This is a genomic window from Roseateles agri (assembly GCF_034043675.1).
Classification (GTDB): Bacteria; Pseudomonadota; Gammaproteobacteria; order Burkholderiales; family Burkholderiaceae_C; genus KK5.
Window position 1 is genome coordinate 148,819 of sequence record NZ_JAXCLA010000007.1, and the last position, 17,820, is coordinate 166,638.

15 protein-coding genes are annotated in these 17,820 nt (G+C 67.4%); 11 read left to right on the plus strand and 4 right to left on the minus strand.

Going from position 1 to position 17,820, the window contains the following annotated elements; all coding sequences use genetic code 11:
- Positions 1-204: 204 nt before the first annotated feature.
- From SNE35_RS21095 to pbpG, 7 genes are all read left to right on the plus strand, one after another.
- Positions 205-2,007, plus strand: a complete 1,803-nt coding sequence (locus SNE35_RS21095) for an acetolactate synthase 3 catalytic subunit (RefSeq protein WP_320424995.1) — start codon at positions 205-207, stop codon at positions 2,005-2,007.
- A 167-nt stretch (positions 2,008-2,174) separates the two neighbouring features.
- Entirely contained in the window at positions 2,175-2,666 is a 492-nt protein-coding gene (gene ilvN / locus SNE35_RS21100; RefSeq protein ID WP_077032641.1) for an acetolactate synthase small subunit, read from the plus strand.
- A gap of 42 nt (positions 2,667-2,708) precedes the next feature.
- Complete coding sequence (gene ilvC, locus SNE35_RS21105) at positions 2,709-3,725, plus strand: ketol-acid reductoisomerase (RefSeq protein ID WP_320424996.1); 1,017 nt, start codon at positions 2,709-2,711, stop codon at positions 3,723-3,725.
- A gap of 68 nt (positions 3,726-3,793) precedes the next feature.
- On the plus strand, positions 3,794-4,603 hold the full coding sequence (pssA, locus tag SNE35_RS21110; RefSeq protein ID WP_320424997.1) for a CDP-diacylglycerol--serine O-phosphatidyltransferase: 810 nt from the start codon (positions 3,794-3,796) through the stop codon (positions 4,601-4,603).
- A gap of 215 nt (positions 4,604-4,818) precedes the next feature.
- Positions 4,819-6,507 (plus strand): 2-isopropylmalate synthase, encoded by a 1,689-nt coding sequence (gene leuA / locus SNE35_RS21115; protein WP_320424998.1) that lies wholly within the window; start codon positions 4,819-4,821, stop codon positions 6,505-6,507.
- A 9-nt stretch (positions 6,508-6,516) separates the two neighbouring features.
- Positions 6,517-8,058 carry a 2-isopropylmalate synthase gene (locus SNE35_RS21120; protein WP_320424999.1) on the plus strand — a complete coding sequence of 514 codons (1,542 nt, stop codon included), beginning with the start codon at positions 6,517-6,519 and terminating at the stop codon, positions 8,056-8,058.
- Positions 8,059-8,242: 184 nt separating this feature from the next.
- The gene (pbpG, locus tag SNE35_RS21125) at positions 8,243-9,256 is read left to right on the plus strand and encodes a D-alanyl-D-alanine endopeptidase (protein ID WP_320425000.1); all 1,014 of its coding nucleotides are present in this window, start codon (positions 8,243-8,245) and stop codon (positions 9,254-9,256) included.
- A 71-nt stretch (positions 9,257-9,327) separates the two neighbouring features.
- Here pbpG and SNE35_RS21130 read toward each other — a convergent pair whose 3' ends face one another.
- Positions 9,328-10,098, minus strand: coding sequence for an IclR family transcriptional regulator (locus SNE35_RS21130; RefSeq protein ID WP_320425001.1), 771 nt, complete (start codon positions 10,096-10,098; stop codon positions 9,328-9,330).
- Between the two features lie 33 nt (positions 10,099-10,131).
- Here SNE35_RS21130 and SNE35_RS21135 point away from each other — a divergent pair, with 33 nt between their 5' ends.
- From SNE35_RS21135 to SNE35_RS21150, 4 genes are all read left to right on the plus strand, one after another.
- Positions 10,132-11,337, plus strand: coding sequence for a TIGR03790 family protein (locus tag SNE35_RS21135; protein WP_320425002.1), 1,206 nt, complete (start codon positions 10,132-10,134; stop codon positions 11,335-11,337).
- Positions 11,330-12,013, plus strand: a complete 684-nt coding sequence (locus tag SNE35_RS21140) for a GNAT family N-acetyltransferase (protein ID WP_320425003.1) — start codon at positions 11,330-11,332, stop codon at positions 12,011-12,013. The genes SNE35_RS21135 and SNE35_RS21140 overlap by 8 nt, the downstream gene beginning before the upstream one ends.
- A 93-nt stretch (positions 12,014-12,106) precedes the next feature.
- Positions 12,107-13,585 (plus strand): DUF3500 domain-containing protein, encoded by a 1,479-nt coding sequence (locus SNE35_RS21145; protein WP_320425004.1) that lies wholly within the window; start codon positions 12,107-12,109, stop codon positions 13,583-13,585.
- A gap of 1 nt (position 13,586) precedes the next feature.
- The gene (locus tag SNE35_RS21150; RefSeq protein ID WP_320425005.1) at positions 13,587-14,915 is read left to right on the plus strand and encodes a HupE/UreJ family protein; all 1,329 of its coding nucleotides are present in this window, start codon (positions 13,587-13,589) and stop codon (positions 14,913-14,915) included.
- Here SNE35_RS21150 and SNE35_RS21155 read toward each other — a convergent pair.
- Genes SNE35_RS21155 through hpnC form a run of 3 tightly spaced genes read right to left on the minus strand, consistent with a single transcriptional unit; the run spans position 14,861 to position 17,723 of the window.
- Positions 14,861-16,048 carry a hydroxysqualene dehydroxylase gene (locus tag SNE35_RS21155; protein WP_320425006.1) on the minus strand — a complete coding sequence of 396 codons (1,188 nt, stop codon included), beginning with the start codon at positions 16,046-16,048 and terminating at the stop codon, positions 14,861-14,863. The two genes, SNE35_RS21150 and SNE35_RS21155, sit on opposite strands and share 55 nt — an antisense overlap.
- A complete protein-coding gene (gene hpnD / locus SNE35_RS21160; RefSeq protein WP_320425007.1) occupies positions 16,045-16,896 on the minus strand; it encodes a presqualene diphosphate synthase HpnD in 852 nt (283 codons plus the stop codon). Before hpnD ends, SNE35_RS21155 begins: the two co-directional genes overlap by 4 nt.
- Positions 16,893-17,723, minus strand: a complete 831-nt coding sequence (gene hpnC / locus SNE35_RS21165; RefSeq protein WP_320425008.1) for a squalene synthase HpnC — start codon at positions 17,721-17,723, stop codon at positions 16,893-16,895. The genes hpnD and hpnC overlap by 4 nt, the downstream gene beginning before the upstream one ends.
- Positions 17,724-17,820: the final 97 nt, after the last annotated feature.

The window sequence follows — 17,820 nt, forward strand, 5'->3', positions numbered from 1 at the left end:
CGCGAAGGCTCCACCGGAATTTGGGGTCAGCCTCCGCGAACGGTACGTGCATAATGTCAGTTCGCACAAAGAGTTCCTGATCTGAAGTTTGCTGCCCGACCGGGGCGGCAGGTCTCGATTGCACGGCTCCGCATCCGCCTCACGAGGGCGCGAAAAGGAGCACCGACGGTTTTTCGTTAGAGAAAATCACTGAGGTTCTGATAAATGGACATGACCACCGCGGACGCCAAGCGCGCCTTGGCCGCTCACCCGCAAAATTCCTCCCCCAATTCCGCGTCTTCGCAGGCTTCCGAGCTGAACGGCTCCGAAATCCTCGTCCGCTGCCTCCAGGCCGAAGGTGTCCAGTACCTTTGGGGCTATCCCGGCGGCGCTGTGTTGTACATCTACGACGCGCTTTACAAACAAGACTCGATCCAGCACGTGCTGGTGCGCCACGAGCAGGCGGCGGTCCATGCGGCCGACGGCTATGCCCGCGCCACCGGTGACGTCGGCGTGGCCCTGGTCACCTCCGGCCCGGGTGTGACCAATGCGATCACCGGCATCGCGACGGCCTACATGGACTCGATCCCGATGGTGATCGTGACCGGCCAGGTTCCGACGCCCGCGATCGGCCTGGATGCCTTCCAAGAATGCGACACCGTCGGCATCACCCGCCCGATCGTCAAGCACAACTTCCTCGTCAAGGACGTGCGCGATCTCGCGATGACGATGAAGAAGGCCTTCCACATTGCCCGCACCGGCCGCCCCGGCCCGGTCGTCGTCGACATCCCGAAGGACATCTCGATGACGAAGCTGCCGGGCACCTTCGAGTATCCGAAGCAGGTCGAGATGCGCAGCTACAACCCGGTGCGCAAGGGCCATTCGGGCCAGATCCGCAAGGCCGTGGCGCTGTTGCTCGCGGCCAAGCGTCCGTACATCTACACCGGCGGCGGTGTGATCCTGGGCGAGGCCTCGGCCGAACTGCGTGAGCTGACGAAGCTGCTCGGCTATCCGGTCACCAACACGCTGATGGGCCTGGGCGCCAGCGCGAGCAGCGACCCGCAGTTCCTCGGCATGCTGGGTATGCACGGCACCTACGAAGCCAATATGACGATGCAGCACTGCGACGTGCTGCTGGCCGTCGGTGCCCGCTTCGACGACCGCGTGATCGGCAACCCGAAGCACTTCGGCTCGGTCGAACGCAAGATCATCCATGTGGACATCGACCCCTCGTCGATCTCCAAGCGGGTGCGCGTGGACATCCCGATCGTCGGCGACGTCAAGGACGTGCTGCAGGAGCTGATCCACCAGATCAAGGAAGCGCAGGCTCGCCCCGACGCGATCGCGCTGAACGCCTGGTGGAGCCAGATCAACGAATGGCGCCGCCGCGAGTGCCTGGCCTTCAAGCCGTCCACCGAGGTCATCAAGCCGCAGATGGTGGTCGACACGCTGTGGCGCCTGACCAAGGACCGCGACACCTACATCACCTCGGACGTCGGCCAGCACCAGATGTGGGCCGCGCAGTACTACCGCTTCGAGGAACCGCGTCGCTGGATCAATTCCGGCGGCCTGGGCACGATGGGCGTGGGCCTGCCGTACGCGATGGGCATCAAGCTCGCCAAGCCGGACTCGGATGTGTTTTGCATCACCGGCGAGGGCTCGATCCAGATGTGCATCCAGGAAATGTCCACCTGCCTGCAGTACCGCACGCCGGTGAAGATCGTCTCGCTGAACAACCGCTACCTGGGCATGGTGCGGCAGTGGCAGGAGTTGGACTACGGCAAGCGCTACTCGCACAGCTATATGGAAGCGCTGCCGGACTTCGTCAAGCTGGCCGAGGCCTACGGCCACGTCGGCCTGCTGGTCGAGAAGCCCGGCGACGTCGAGGGCGCGCTGAAGGAAGCGATCCGCTTGAAGGACCGCACCGTGTTCCTCGACATCCGCACCGATCCTACCGAGAACGTCTGGCCGATGGTCCAGGCCGGCAAGGGCATTTCCGAGATGCTGCTGAGGTCCGAAGACCTTTGAGGTCATGAAGCCGGCCTGGGGCCGTTGCGTTACCGCGCACGACCGACAGGCCGGTGGATGGCAGAGAAGCTTCGGAACCGGTATCTCATTCCTGCAATCGAAGAGCGTGGCCAAGGGCCGTCGGTTACCGCCGCCGGGCTGAAGAGCGCGAAGGACGAGAAGAACCCATGAAACACATCATTGCTTTGCTCATCGAGAACGAGCCGGGGGCGCTGTCACGCGTCGTCGCGCTGTTTTCGGCCCGCGGCTACAACATCGAGAGCCTGACGGTGGCGCCCACCGAAGACGCCTCGCTGTCGCGGATGACGATCGTCACCACCGGCTCCGATGAAGTGATCGAGCAGATCACCAAGCACCTGAACCGCCTGATCGAAGTGGTCAAGGTCGTCGACCTGACCGAAGGCAACTACACCGAGCGCGAACTGATGCTGATCAAGGTGCGCGCCGTCGGCAAGGAGCGCGAAGAGATGAAGCGCACCGCCGACATCTTCCGCGGCCGCATCATCGACGTGACCGAGAAGACCTACACGATCGAGCTGACCGGCGATGCCGGCAAGCTCGACGCCTTCATCGACGCGATCGATCGCGCCTCGATTCTTGAAACGGTGCGCACCGGCACCAGCGGCATCGGCCGCGGCGAGCGCATCTTGCGCGTCTAACTCTGATCTTCCACTGACACCGAATTTTCCCTGGAGCACGACATGAACGTTTATTACGACAAGGACGCCGACCTCTCCCTGATCAAGGGCAAGAACGTCACCATCATCGGCTACGGCTCACAAGGCCACGCCCACGCGCAGAACCTGAACGACAGCGGCGTCAAGGTCACCGTCGGTCTGCGTCGTGGCGGCGCTTCCTGGGCCAAGGCCGAGAACGCCGGCCTGAAGGTCGCCGAGATCGCCGACGCGGTGAAGGCCGCCGATGTCGTCATGATCCTGCTGCCCGACGAGCAGATCGCTGGTGTCTACAAGGCCGAAGTCGAGCCCAACATCAAGCAAGGCGCCTCGCTCGCCTTCGCCCACGGCTTCAACGTGCACTATGGCCAGGTCGTGCCGCGCGCGGACCTTGACGTCTGGATGGTTGCCCCGAAGGCCCCGGGCCACACGGTGCGCGGCACCTACACCCAAGGTGGCGGCGTGCCCCACCTGATCGCCGTCTACGCCGACAAGACCGGCAAGGCCCGTGACCTGGCGCTGAGCTACGCCGTGGCCAACGGCGGTGGCAAGGCCGGCATCATCGAGACTAACTTCCGCGAAGAGACCGAGACCGACCTGTTCGGCGAGCAGGCCGTGCTGTGCGGCGGCGCCGTCGAACTGATCAAGGCGGGCTTCGAGACGCTGACCGAAGCCGGCTACGCGCCCGAAATGGCCTACTTCGAGTGCCTGCACGAGCTGAAGCTGATCGTCGACCTGATCTATGAAGGCGGCATCGCCAACATGAACTACTCGATCTCGAACAACGCCGAGTACGGCGAGTACGTGACCGGCCCGCGCATCGTCACCGATGCCACCAAGGACGCGATGCGCCAGTGCTTGAAGGACATCCAGACCGGCGAGTACGCGAAGAGCTTCATCCTCGAAAACAAGGCCGGCGCCCCGACCTTGCTGAGCCGCCGCCGCCTGACGGCCGAGCACGACATCGAAGTGGTCGGCGAGAAGCTGCGCGCGATGATGCCCTGGATCAAGAAGAACCGCCTGGTCGACCAGTCGAAGAACTAAAGAGTCAGTACCTCTAGCGGGAGGCCGGCTTGCCGAAGGGCAGGCCGGCCTTCTTTTATGATCCGCCCATGACCGATCCCAACACCATCGACGAGCCGCAACGCCCCCGCCGCAAGGGCATATACGCGCTGCCCAACGCGATCACTTTGGCCGCGCTGTTCTCCGGCTTCTACGCGATCGTGATGGCGATGAACGGCCGCTTCGACACCGCGTGCATCGCGATCTTCGCGGCCGCCGTGCTCGACAGCCTTGATGGCCGCGTGGCCCGCATGACGAATACGCAGAGCGCCTTCGGCGAGCAGATGGATTCGCTGTCGGACATGGTCAGCTTCGGCGCTGCCCCGTCGCTGATCGTCTACATCTGGGGCCTGAAGGACCTGGGCAAGGCGGGCTGGATCCCGGCCTTCGTCTACATCGCCGGCGCCGCACTGCGCCTGGCCCGTTTCAACGTCAACATCGGCGTTGTCGACAAGCGCTTCTTCCAGGGGCTGCCTAGCCCCGCCGCCGCAGCCATCGTGATCAGCCTGATCTGGATGGCCGACGACAACGGCTACCGCAATGTCTCGCAGATCGACTGGCTCGCCTGGACGGCCTTCGGCGTGACCTTGTTCGCCGGCCTGTCGATGGTGACGAACGCGCCGTTTTACAGCTTCAAGGTCTTTGGCGGCCGTCGCACCGTGCCCTTCATCGTGCTGGTGGCCATCATGCTGGGCATCGCGCTGATCGCGCTGGACCCGCCGCGCGTGCTGTTCGCGCTGTTCGCGGTCTATGGCCTGTCGGGCTATGCGGTCTATGCCTGGCGCAAGTACAAGGGCGTGCCGGTCAGCGTGATTTCCACATCCACCGACGAGCCCGACGAAAAAGACCTCCATCACTGAAATCGTCTGCTATATTTCGACGCTATGTTGACGACTGTCTCTCTGACCGCGCTGCTACTACTAGGCGACCTTCGGGTTCGCTGATCGATCGCGCACGCACGTCACACCAGACCAAGTCCTCCGATCTCAACGGCCCGTATGCAACCTGCAGCGGGCCGTTTGCTTTTGTCCGCCGCCGGTTGCCCAGATTCACCCCGAACCCCTGGAGCATTCCGATGTTGAAGCAACCGAACACCAAGTACCGCGCCTTCGCACCGATCGGCCTGAAGGATCGCAGCTGGCCTGACGCGCAGATCACCCAGGCTCCGACCTGGCTGAGCACCGACCTGCGTGACGGCAACCAGGCGCTGATCGAGCCGATGGACTCGGAGCGCAAGCTGCGGATGTTCAAGATGCTGCTGAAGATCGGCTTCAAGGAGATCGAGGTCGGTTTCCCCTCGGCCTCGCAGACCGATTTCGATTTCGTCCGGTTGTTGATCGAGCAGGACCTGATCCCTGACGATGTGACGATCCAGGTGCTGACGCAGGCGCGCCAGCCGCTGATCGAGCGCACCTTCGAATCGCTGAAGGGCGCCAAGAAGGCCATCGTCCACCTCTACAACGCCTGCGCGCCGGTGATGCGCAAGGTGGTGCTGGGCATGAACGAGGACCAGATCGTCGACCTGGCCGTCACCCATACCGAGATGATCCGCCGCCTGGCCGCGCAGATGCCCGAGACCGACATCGGCTTCGAGTATTCGCCTGAGATGTTCTCCGGCACCGAACTGGCCTTCAGCAAGCGCGTCGTCGATGCGGTCGTTGAGGCCTGGGGCGCGACGCCGGATCGCAAGATCATCATCAACCTGCCCGCGACGGTCGAGCATTCGACGCCCAATATCTTCGCGGACATGATCGAGTGGATGCACCGCAACGTCGCCAAGCGCGACAGCATCGTGCTGTCTATCCACCCGCACAACGACCGCGGCACCGGCACCGCTGCCGCCGAGTTCGCGCTGATGGCCGGCGGTGACCGCATCGAGGGCTGCCTGTTCGGCAGCGGCGAGCGCACCGGCAATGTGGACGTGGTCAACATCGCGCTGAACCTCTACACCCAGGGCGTCGACCCGCAGCTCGACTTCTCCGACATCGACGAGGTCCGCCGTTGCGCCGAGCACTGCACGCAGCTGCCGGTCCATCCGCGCCATCCTTATGCCGGCGACCTGGTCTACACCTCCTTCTCCGGCTCGCACCAGGACGCGATCAAGAAGGCCTTCGCCGCCCGCAAGGACGGCGATATCTGGAACATGCCCTACCTGCCGGTCGACCCGAAGGACCTGGGCCGCAGCTACGACGCGGTGATCCGCGTCAACAGCCAGTCGGGCAAGGGCGGCATCTCCTATCTTCTCGAGGCCGAGTACGGCGTCGAGCTGCCGCGTCGCCTGCAGATCGAGTTCAGCCAGGTTGTGCAGGCCGTGATGGACGACAGCGGCAAGGAGCAGAGTGCCGCGGACATCTGGGGCATCTTCGAGCGCGAGTACGGCCTGAACGTGGAGCAGGGCATGCACCCGACCAGCAGCGAAGTCAGCGAAGGCGTGACGCGCCTGAGCGTGCTGGCCGACCTGCATGAGCGGAGCCTCAAGGTGGAAGGCGAGGGCACCGGGCCGATCGATGCCTTCATCAACGGGCTGAATGCACAGCTGGATTCGACCGTTCGCGTGCTCGACTATCACGAGCACTCGATCGGCAGCGGCGCCGATGCCAAGGCGGCGGCCTATCTGGAACTGCGCGTCGGCGACGGGCTGACGATCTTCGGCGTCGGGATCGATGCCAACATCGTCTCCGCCTCGCTGAAGGCGATCACCTCCGGCTTGCGCCGCGCTTCGCAACGCGGTCAACTCCGATTCGCCAAAGTAGCCACCGTCTAAGGAAGCGATATGCCCGAGCAGTTGATCATCTTCGACACCACGCTGCGCGACGGCGAGCAATCGCCCGGCGCCTCGATGACCAAGGACGAGAAGCTGCGCATCGCGCGGCAGCTCGAGCGGCTGAAGGTCGATGTGATCGAGGCCGGCTTCCCGGCGTCGAGCTCGGGTGACTTCGAGGCGGTCAAGGCGATCGCCGCGGCGATCAAGGACAGCATCGTCTGTGGCCTGGCCCGTGCCAATGACCGCGACATCGCCCGTGCCGCCGAGGCCCTGAAGGGCGCGGCCCGCTCGCGCATCCATACCTTCATCGCCACCAGCGAACTCCACATGGAGAAGAAGCTGCGGATGACGCGCGACCAGGTGCTGGAGCAGGCCATCCAGGCGGTGCGCTACGCCCGCACGCTGACCGACGACATCGAGTTCTCGCCCGAGGACGGCTACCGCTCCGACCCGGAGTTCCTGGCTCGCGTCGTCGAGGCGGTGATCAAGGAAGGCGCGCGGACGATCAACATCCCCGACACCGTCGGCTACGCGATCCCCGAGCTTTACGGCAACTTCATCAAAACGCTGCGCGAGCGCGTGCCCAACTCCGACCAGGCGGTCTGGAGCGTGCACTGCCACAACGACCTCGGCATGGCGGTGGCGAACTCGCTGGCCGGCGTCAAGATCGGCGGCGCGCGCCAGATCGAATGCACGATCAACGGCCTCGGCGAGCGCGCGGGCAACTGCTCGCTGGAAGAGGTGGTGATGGCGGTGAAGACGCGCCGCGACTACTTCGGGCTGGATGTGGGCGTCGACCCGAGCCAGATCGTGCCGGCATCGCGGATGGTGGCACAGACGACCGGCTTCGTCGTGCAGCCGAACAAGGCGGTCGTCGGTGCCAATGCCTTCGCGCATGCGTCCGGCATCCACCAGGACGGCGTGCTGAAGGCGCGCGACACCTACGAGATCATGCGGGCCGAGGATGTGGGCTGGGCCGCCAACAAGATCGTGCTGGGCAAGCTCAGCGGACGCAATGCGTTCAAGCAGCGCCTGCAGGAGCTCGGCGTCTCGCTGGAGTCCGAAGCCGAGGTCAATGCCGCCTTCGTCCGCTTCAAAGATCTGGCCGACCGCAAGAACGAGATCTTCGACGAGGACATCATCGCGCTGGTGATGGACGAGTCGGTCAGCGCCGAGCAGGAGCACTTCCGCTTCCTCGCGTTGTCGCAGCGATCCGAAACCGGCGAGCGGCCGCATGCCAGCATCGTCTTCGCCGCCGGCGGCACCGAGCACCGGGCCGAGAGCGATGGCAACGGCCCGGTGGACGCGACCTTGCGGGCGATCGAGGCCACGGTCCAAAGTGGCGCCGAAATGCTCCTCTACTCGGTCAATGCGATCACCAGCGGCAGCACAGAATCGCAGGGCGAGGTGACGGTTCGCCTGCAGCACGCCGGCCGGGTCGTGAACGGCGTGGGTGCTGATCCGGACATCGTCGTGGCCTCGGCCAAGGCCTATCTGAGCGCCCTGAACAAGCTGCAGAGCAAGGTCGAGCGGGTCGCCGCTCAAGGGTGAACCCTTCAGGGCCGCCCCGCATAGCGGCCCTTTCTCACGCTCCGTACAGTTAAGGCGTTAGGAAATGGCCCCACGCAGGCCGGATTCGATGCAAAGTCGAGCTTTATAAGGTTCGGCTAAGTTTTTGATCTTGCCGGGTTTTTTGCTGTCGCCTAAACTGCGGCCCACTTGTCCGGGAGCGGGATTGAAAACGTCTGCCTTTACCTCATTGCTATCGAGCGCCGCGCTCGGCCTGGCGCTGGCCGTGACCGGCCTGGCGGCCCATGTCGACGCCTCGGCCGCAACCACCACCGCTCAGAAGAGCAAGCGCACGGTGGCCACCAGCGTGCGCAAGACCAAACCGGTGTCGCGCGTGCGCAAGGCTGTCGTCGTCGTTCCGGCGGTGGCGACCTTCGGACAGCTCTCCGGCCTGCACGCGGTCGATGATCCGCTGGACCTGAAGTCCGGCGTCGCGCTGGTGATGGACCAGGACACGAACGAAGTGCTGCTGTCCAAGAATCCCGAAGCAGTCCTGCCGATCGCCTCGATCACCAAGCTGATGACCGGCCTGGTCGTCCTGGAGGCCCACCAGCCGATGGACGAGAAGATCGAGATCACCGATGACGACAAGGACACGCTGAAGCACACCTACTCGCGGCTGCGGCCCGGCACCGTGCTGACCCGCGAAGAACTGCTCCACCTGGCCTTGATGGCCTCCGAGAACAGCGCGGCCCATGCGCTCGCCCGCAACTATCCGGGCGGCCTGGAGGCGGCAATCGCCGCGATGAACCAGAAGGCGCAGTCGCTGGGCATGACCGACACCCGCTACATCGAGCCCACGGGCCTGTCGAGCAGTAACCAGTCCAGCGCCAAGGACCTGGCCGCCCTGGTGAAGGTCGCCCACGAGCAGCCGATGCTGCGCGAATTCACGACCAGCAAGGAAGCCAGCTTCATGATCGGCCGCCGCGAGATGGCCTTCCACAGCACCAACGGCCTGGTCCGCAGCAGCGACTGGGACATCGGCCTGCAGAAGACCGGCTTCATCAACGAGGCCGGCAAGTGCCTGGTGATGCAGGCACAGATGTACGGCCGCAAGCTGATCATGGTGTTCCTGGACGCCACCGGCAAGACGGCGCGGATCGCCGACGCAGAGCGTGTGCGCAAGTGGCTGGCCAATGCGTCGCCGATGGCGGCGGTGCATCAGCCCAAGCTGAACTGATCGCAGCGGCCTTCGGGCCCCGGAAGAAGAAAACGCAGCCTCGGCTGCGTTTTTTGTTGATGGCTCGCGGCCTATTGCCCGCGGTAGCCCAGGGCCGAGGAGATCTGCGCCGCGGTCTCCTTCAGGCGCCCGACCCAGCCTTCCTCCAGCCGATCCGCCGGTGCCGAGATCGAAAGCCCGGCGATCAGCTTGGCCTGATCGTCGTAGATGCCGGCGGCCATGCAGCGCACGCCGAGCTCCAGCTCCTCGTCGTCGCGCGAGAGTCCGCGCTGGCGGATCAGTGCCAGCTCGCGTTCCAGCGCGCTGACGTCGGTCAGGCTGTTCTTCGTGTGGCCGGCGAGGCCGGTGCGGGCGGCATAACTGCGAACCCGCATGGACTCATCGCTGGCGAGGAACAGCTTGCCGACCGAGGTCAGGTGCAGCGGCGCCCGCCCGCCCACAGCGCGCACGACCTGCATGCCCGAGCGCTCGCTGTAGGTCCGCTCGATGTAGACGATCTCGTCGCCCTGGCGCACCGACAAGTTGACGGGCTGGTGGGTGAACTTGTGCAGCTCGCGCATCGGGCCCAGCGCAGCGTCGCGCACGTCCAGCCGCGCCTTGACCAGGTTGCCCAGTTCCAGCAGCCGCATGCCCAGGCGATAACTGCCTGCCTCGGGCCGATCGACGAAGCGGCCCATCGCCAGGTCATTGAGAATGCGGTGGGCCGTGGAGGGGTGCAGGCCGGTTGTTTCGCTGATCGCCTTCAGCGACACCGGATCCTGATGGCTGGCCAGCACATCCAGCAGCGCGAACGTGCGTTCGAGCACCTGGATGGCGGGCTTGCGATGGTCCTCTTTGCTCATGACTTCATTGTGCTGGAGAATGTCTTGTTTTGCATGGCGAAATTGAAACTCAAGGCGTGGCGATGGCAAAAGCGCCTTGCCGCGGTCGCGCACCACATCGTGCAATGTGGGCTGCTGATGGGCGCGCTGAGCGGGCTGTCCGCGCTGGCTCAGCCAGCGGCTGAGCCCAGCCCCGCCGCCAGCATCGCCAGCGCGCCGACCGGTGCCGGGCCCGCGGCCAGCGCCGCTGCACCGCAGCCACCCGCGATCCGCGTGGGCCGCATTCGTGGCCGCATCACCGCGGAGGACCTGGGCGTCGTCATCAACACGGCCGATCCGTACTCGGTCGCCGTCGGCGAGTACTACGTGCGGCGTCGTGGCATCGCGCCCGAGAACGTCGTGCGGCTGAGCCTGCCCGTGCGGGCACGCCTGACGGCCGCCGAGTTCGAGGCCTTCAACGATGCGCTGCATGCGCAGATGCCGGCCGGCGTGCAGGGCCTGGCGCTGGCCTGGCGCGAGCCCTATGCGGTGGAGTGCAACTCGATCACCTCGGCGATCGCGCTGGGCTTCCAGCCGCGGCTGTGCGAGCAGACCTGCGCGCCCTCGCGCACCTCGCTGTATTTCAACTACCCGGGCGCACGGCCCTACACGGAGCTGGGCCTGTGGCCCTCGATGCTGCTGGCGGCGCGCAACGTGGCCGCGGCCGAGGCGCTGATCGAACGCGGCATCGCCTCGGATGGCAGCCAACCCTCCGAGGCCGGCGCGAACGCCTGGTTCGTCAGCACGCCCGATGGCGCGCGCAGCGTGCGTGCGGCGCTGTTCCCTCCCGCCGGTCGGCTGGGGCAACTGAATCTGGATGTGAAGCGAGCGTCGAGCCAGGACCTGCCACCGCTCAAGCGCACACTGGTCTACGAGACCGGGCTGACGCGCGTCGATGGCCTGACCGCCGTGGACTGGTTGCCCGGCGCGCTGGCCGACCACCTGACCTCCTTCGGCGGCCTGCTCGACGCGCCGGTGACCGGTGGCCAGATGAGCGCGGTCGACTGGCTCGAAGCCGGTGCCACCGCCAGCTACGGCACCGTCACCGAACCTTGCAACCATCTGCAGAAGTTCCCGCACCCGCAGGTGCTGCTGCTCTATTACGCACAGGGCTCGACGGCGCTGGAAGCCTACTGGCGCAGCGTCGCCTGGCCCGGACAGGGCGTGTTCATCGGCGAACCGCTCGCCGCGCCGTTCGCGGCAAGGAAACAGAATGATTGAAGTCCTCGACAACGTTTTCTGGCACGCCCTCAGCGGTGCCCAACAGCACTGCGCGAGCGGCACCGCCGAGGCTCGGCGTTATGCGCCGGGCTTCTCGCCCATCGTCGCGTTCCCGCGCGCCGAAGATCCCGATTTCGACGCGCTGCAGCCCTTCTGCGCGCCGGGCGAGCGCTTCTACGTGGCCGACTGGTCCGGCCCGGCACCGGCGGGCTGGGCGATCGAGCTGGAGGCGAAGATGGTCTGCATGGCCTGGGCCGGCGAAACGCCCGCCGACGATGCCGCGCCCGACGCCCTGCCGCTCGATGCAAGCCACGCGCCGCAGGCGCTCGCGCTGGCCGAACTGACCCGCCCCGGCCCCTTCGGCCTGCGCACGATCGAGCTCGGCGACTACTTCGGCTTGTTCGAAGGCGAGCGCCTCGTCGCGATGGCCGGCGAACGCTCCTGCGCCGGCCGCTTCCGCGAGATCAGCGGCGTCTGCACGCATCCGGACTTCCAGGGCCGTGGCATGGCCAAGCGCCTGATGCAGAAGCTGATCCGCCGCCAGTGCCTGCGCGGAGAGACGCCGTTCCTGCACGTCATGAGTGCCAACGCCGGCGCGCTGGCGCTGTACCGGCGGATGGGCTTCGCCGACTACCGCGAAAAGGTCGTGCGCGTGGTCTCACGTGTGTCGGCCTGAGGGCGGCTGTATCAGCTCTGACAAGAACTCGATGCATCGCTGACAAGCTCGCTGCCTAGAGTCGCCTCCATTCACCAATGGAGGTCGATTCCCATGAAGCGCGGCAGGCAGATCCACAAGACCGGGCCTCTGGCCATCCTGCTCGCCGTGCTGGGCGGCTGCGGCGGCGGAGGCAGCTCGACGAGCAGCGACAGCGGCTCGACCACCACGACGGTCGCGGCGCCGACGATCGGCAGCCAGCCCGCGTCGCTGACGGTCACGGCCGGCGCCTCGGCCACCTTCAGCGTGGTGGCCACCGGCTCCGGCACGCTGAGCTACCAGTGGTTCAAGGGCTCGACGGCGATCTCCGGCGCCACGGCGGCCTCGTACACGATCGCCAGCACCGCGGCCGGCGACGCCGGCAGCTACGACGTCGTGGTCACCGGCAGCGGCGTCTCGACCACCAGCGCCACCGCCACGCTGACGGTTAACGCCGCCAGCGGAACGACGACGACCGCGAGCTGCGACACCACCCACATCACGACGCTGATGAGCGCCGTCTCGGCTTTCGAGTCGGCGCTGGGCAGCAGCCTCACGGCCTCGATGGCGTACGACGCTGCCAGCAACAGCAGCGCGCAGCTGAACGTCTACAAGACCCGCTGGTCCAACCTGCCGCCCGGCGCGCTGGCCTTCACCCGGCCGGGCATCGCGCTGTCGCAGGTCACGACGAGCGCGCAGGTGGCCGCCTTCAACACGCTGGCGCAGGCCGCGCTGAGCAGCAGCGGCTATGCCGACATGCAGGGCGTGCTCGCCGCGGACGATTACCTTGGCTACACGCTCAATGCCAACGGCTACGGCGCCGGCCTCGCGCGGGTCGCGGTGATCGGCACGCCGTCGAGCACGGGCAGCTGGGCGCTGATGTTCGGCGGCCACCACCTCGCGTTCAACCTCAGCTTCAACGGCGGCTGCACCTATCCGACGCCCCACCACATCGGCGTGGAGCCGCGCACCGCCTTCACCGCCAACAGCCAGACCGGCTACAACTTCTATGGCGCCGGCAGCTACCAGGTGCTCAGCAGCAAGGCGGCTGGGATGCTGGCCGTGTTCAACGGGCTGTCCAGCAGCGAGAAGAGCAGCGCCTTCCTGACCAGCCAGACCTTCGGCGACATCCTGCTCGGGCCCGTCGAGGCCAACACGGGCAGCTATGCCAATGTGTCGACCAAGCTGGCCGCGGTGGCCGCCAGCAGCAAGCGTGGCCTGCTCGTCACGAGCCTGTCCACGGCCGAGCAGGCGCTGGTTACCGCGGCGATCCAGCAATGGGTGGGCGACTACGACAATGACACCGCCGCCCGCCTGCTCGCCGACTACCAGGCGGACTACGCCAGCACCTACGTCGCCTGGGCCAACAGCTCGGGCAGCTACAGCAGCGACGGGCCGGATGCGAGCACCAACGGCAGCTACATGCGCATCGACGGCCCGCGTGTCTGGATCGAGATCGCGGTGCAGAACGGCGTCATCGTGCAGAGCCAGACCCACTACCACATGGTCTATCGCGACAAGACGCTGGACTACTTCAACGAGCTGGCGAACTGATATGGGCGGCCTGGCCTGGCGGATGGCCGCCCTGGTGATGGCGCTGCTGCTCCTGCCGTTCGACCTGGTCCATGCGCACGACGTGCCGCCGAGCCTCGTGATGCTGGACATCGGCCGCGATGCGGTTGATGCGGAACTGCAGCTCCCGCTGCCGGACCTCGGCGCGGCCCTGCAGCTGCCGCTGGCCGCGCAGCCCGATCAGGTGCTGGCCCGCTATTCGGCGCCGATCGAGCAGCGGGTGCGCGAGGCCTTCGCGCTGCGCAGCTTCGATGACCGTGCCTACCGGATGGAGCTCGGCCCGCTGGCGCTGCGCCGCACCGACAACCCGAACTGGACGGCCAACCGATGGGTCGTCGTGCACGCGCGGCTGACGGCACCGGCCGGCGCGTCGACCTTGGCCTTCACCGTGGAGGACCGGATCATTTCCGAGCGGGTCGTCTCGCACAACGCGCTGGTCAGCGTCCGCCACGACATTCGCAACGGCGTGCTCGGCGACGCGCCGGTGCAGGTCGGCATGCTGGGCTTTGGCATCCCGGCGCTGCGCATCGACGGATCGGCGGGCGGCTGGATGCAGGGCCTGGTGCACCTACTGCGCCTGGGCATGCGGCACATCGCCGAAGGGCCCGACCACCTGCTGTTCCTGCTGGCGCTGCTGCTGCCGGCGCCGCTGCTGGCACGCGCGGGCCGCTGGTGCGGCGTGCGTCCGGTGCGCGAGGCGCTGCGCGGTGTCGTGCTCGTCGTCAGCGGTTTCACGATCGGCCACTCGGCCAGCCTGGCGCTGGCGACGCTGGGCTGGGTCGAGGCGCCCACGGCGGCCGTCGAACTGCTGATCGCGGTCTCCATCGTGGTGTCCTGCGTCCATGCCTGGCGGCCGGTGTTCGCCGGGCGCGAGCTGTGGGTGGCCGCGGGCTTCGGCCTGGTCCATGGCCTGGCTTTCGCGGAGACGCTGGCGGGACTGGACTTCGATGCGACGACCTTGGGCCTGTCGCTGCTGGGCTTCAACGTGGGCATCGAGCTGATGCAGCTGATCGTGGTGGCGACCCTGCTGCCCACGTTCCTGTGGCTGGCGCGCAGCCGGTGGTCGGCCGTCACGCGACTGGCTGGTGCGGGCTTCGCCGCCGCCTGCGCCTGCGGCTGGGTCATCGAACGCGGGCTGCATCGTCCCAATCCGCTGCAGGCCTTGGCCGACGGGCTCTCGCCGCCGCCGGCATGGCTGGCCGCATTGCTGGTGATGGCCGGCGCTGCCGCGGCCCTCGCCCTGTGGTGCGGCGGCGCTCAGGCCACGGCCGCGAGGCCGGACAGCACGGCGCCTTCCAGCGTCGCGGGGTAGGGGCCTTCGACGTAGTCGCCCGCCACGGCGATGCGGGAGTCGATGCGGGCCGGCGGGCGTTGCAGGCCCGGTGTGCAGGCGAAGGTGGCGCGCTTCTCTGCCAGCACGCGGCGTACGCGGGCGTCGGCGATGCAGAGCTGCGAGCGTGCCTGGGCCAGCACCGCGTCGCCGGTGGCATCCAGCCCGCGCTCGACCCAGGGCGCGGCGGCGCTGATCGAGAAGGCCAGCAGGCCGGGCTGGTGGCCGAACACGAACTGCGCCGGGCCCTCGGTGAGCATCGTCATCGGCGCTGGCAGGCGTGCGCCTGGTGCGTCGACGTAGACGGTGCAGATCGGCTCGAAGCGCAGGCGGCGAGCCGTTTGCGACCAGCCTGCGTCCAGCGGCTCGACCAGCCGTGCCGCCTCGACGCTGCTGGTGGCGACGACGACACGGTCGAAGGCCGCGAGTTCATCCAGCGAAGCGAGGCGGCGGCCGGTCTCGACGCGGGCGCCGTGCTCGCGCAGCCAGATCTCGGCCGGCCGTGCCAGCAGCTCGGCCAGCGGCACGCGTGGCAGCAGCAGGTCCGCGCCGCCGGGGCCGGCGAACAGGGCGTCCTTCAGCACGCGCAGGAACACCGTGGCGCTGGCCTCGGCCATCGGCGTGTTCAGCGCGGCGACGCACAGCGGCTCGACCAGCTGGGTCAGCAGCACGGCGGGCAGGCCCTGGCACAGCACTGCGACGCTGAGCGCGGGGTCACAGCGGAAGCCGGCCGCCATCCAGCGCCCGGCCCGGGCCAGCAGCGCCAGCCGGGTGCCGAGCGGCCAGCCGCGATGCGCCAGCACGCCGCGGACGAAGGCCGGCACTGCCGGCCCCGCCGGCAGCTGCAGGCCGTCGCCACGTGGCCCGCGCAATTGCAACGGCAGCCGCAGCAGCGCCTGCGCAGGATCGACGCCGACGAGGCGCATCAGCGCGAGCGATTTCCGGTAGGCCCCGATCAGGATGTGCTGGCCGCAGTCGAGGCCGTCGTCGAGGCTGCGCGCCCGGCCGCCCAGGCGCGGCGCCATCTCGATCAGCGCGACCTCGTGGCCCGCCTGCACCGCACGGACGGCGGCCGCGATGCCGGCCCATCCGCCACCGATGACGGCAAGCTTCAACGGCCCCGCCAGTTGGTCGTCATCGCGATCCAGAGCTTGCGGATCGGCGTCAGCGAGATGCGCTGCTGCAGCACCTGGAAGTTCTCGGCCTCGATCTCGCGCAGCAGCGCGCGGTAGATGTTGGCCATCATCAGGCCCGGCTTCTGCGCGCGGCGGTCCTCCTCGGGCAGCAGCGCGAAGGCTTCGTCGTACAGCGCGTGGGCGCGTGCGGCCTGGAACTTCATCAGGGCGGTGAAGCGTTCGCTGTAGCCCCAGGGCGCCTCGCGCTTGAGGATCTCGTGAGCCTTGACGTCGAACTGCTGCAGCTCCGACACCGGCAGGTAGATGCGGCCGCGCCGCGCGTCGTCGCCGACGTCGCGGATGATGTTGGTGAGCTGCATCGCCAGGCCCAGCTTGTGGGCGTAGGCGATCGTGCCGGCCGGCTGTGTGCGGCCGAAGATGCCCGAGGCCACTTCGCCGACGACGCCGGCCACGAGGAAGCAGTAGCGCTGCAGGCCGGGGTAGTCGAGGTAGCGGGTCTGCTCCAGGTCCATCTGGCAGCCGTCGATGACCGCGTTCAGGTGCTCCAGCCGGATGTCGAAAGCCTGAGCATGGGGCATCAGCGCGCGCATGGCCGGGTGCGTCGGCTGCCCCGCGAAGGCGGCGGCCGCTTCCTTGCGCCACCAGGCCAGCTTGGTGGCGGCGACGCCGGCGTCGTGCGTTTCGTCGACGACGTCGTCGACCTCGCGGCAGAACGCGTAGAACGCGGTGATCGCCGCGCGGCGCGGCGGGGGCAGGAACAGGAAGGCGTAGTAGAAGCTGGAGCCGCTCTTCGCCGCCTTGTCCTGCACGTATTCTTCTGGGGTCATGGAGTCTTCATCGTGAGGACGCGCCAGAACAGCGGCGGCGCGTCGAGGGCGGTGAGGGCAGGGCGCCGCGAGAGGCTGGCGTACTGCATCAGCCGGATTTTCTCAAGAATGCGCAGGCCGCCTTGTACCACCCCGCGCAGCTCCCAGCCGGCGCGGCCGGGGATCTGGCGGACCAGCGGCGCGCCCTCGTGCATCAGGCGCTCGGCCCAGGCGCAGAGCTCGGCCACCAGCGCGCGGGCGGGAGCGCCGTCGCGGCAGGCGAGCAGGTCGTCCGGGGTCAGGTCGTGCCTGGCGAGGTCTTCCTGCGGCGCGTAGACGCGGCCGTTCGGGCCGTCGCGGGTGAAGTCCTGCCAGAAGTTGATCAGCTGCAGGCTGGTGCAGATCATGTCGGAGCGGCGCAGCGCCAGCGGGTCGTCGATGCCGTACAGGTGCAGCAGCAGCCGGCCGACGGGATTGGCCGAGCGGCGGCAGTAGTCGAGCAGCTCGGCACGGTCGGCGTAGCGGGTCTTGCGCAGGTCCTGCTCGAAGGCGTCGAGCAGGTCTTCCAGCAGCGGCAGTGGCAGGCGGTGGCGGGCCAGCACGGCCGCGAGCGGCTCGAACACGCGGGTCGCCCAGCGCGGGGACGGTGTTTTGCCGGCGGCGATGGCGCGCAGGTCCGCGCGATAGGCCGCCAGGTCGGCCAGGCGTTGCTCGGTCGTGGCGTCGCCCTCGTCGGCTAGGTCGTCGGCCGTGCGGGCGAAGTGGTAGATCGCGGCCACGGCCGGCCGCAGCCGCGGCGGGCACAGCCAGGAGGCGACCGGGAAGTTCTCGTAGTGTTCTATGCTCACGGGCGGGATTGTGTGTGTTTTGTGCTGCGCTGCCTGTTGCAGTGCACAGAAGCTCGCTGACAATCACCGGGGCCGATAGAAAGAATTATTCGAGGTG

Coding starts and splice junctions, on each gene's coding strand:
- leuA (WP_320424998.1), top strand. CDS start 4,819: ATGTTGAAGCAACCGAACACCAAGTACCGCGCCTTCGCACCGATCGGC.
- SNE35_RS21150 (WP_320425005.1), top strand. CDS start 13,587: ATGGGCGGCCTGGCCTGGCGGATGGCCGCCCTGGTGATGGCGCTGCTG.
- SNE35_RS21145 (WP_320425004.1), top strand. CDS start 12,107: ATGAAGCGCGGCAGGCAGATCCACAAGACCGGGCCTCTGGCCATCCTG.
- ilvC (WP_320424996.1), top strand. CDS start 2,709: ATGAACGTTTATTACGACAAGGACGCCGACCTCTCCCTGATCAAGGGC.
- hpnD (WP_320425007.1), bottom strand. CDS start 16,896: ATGACCCCAGAAGAATACGTGCAGGACAAGGCGGCGAAGAGCGGCTCC.
- SNE35_RS21120 (WP_320424999.1), top strand. CDS start 6,517: ATGCCCGAGCAGTTGATCATCTTCGACACCACGCTGCGCGACGGCGAG.
- SNE35_RS21140 (WP_320425003.1), top strand. CDS start 11,330: ATGATTGAAGTCCTCGACAACGTTTTCTGGCACGCCCTCAGCGGTGCC.
- SNE35_RS21130 (WP_320425001.1), bottom strand. CDS start 10,098: ATGAGCAAAGAGGACCATCGCAAGCCCGCCATCCAGGTGCTCGAACGC.
- SNE35_RS21135 (WP_320425002.1), top strand. CDS start 10,132: ATGGCGAAATTGAAACTCAAGGCGTGGCGATGGCAAAAGCGCCTTGCC.
- pssA (WP_320424997.1), top strand. CDS start 3,794: ATGACCGATCCCAACACCATCGACGAGCCGCAACGCCCCCGCCGCAAG.
- ilvN (WP_077032641.1), top strand. CDS start 2,175: ATGAAACACATCATTGCTTTGCTCATCGAGAACGAGCCGGGGGCGCTG.
- SNE35_RS21095 (WP_320424995.1), top strand. CDS start 205: ATGGACATGACCACCGCGGACGCCAAGCGCGCCTTGGCCGCTCACCCG.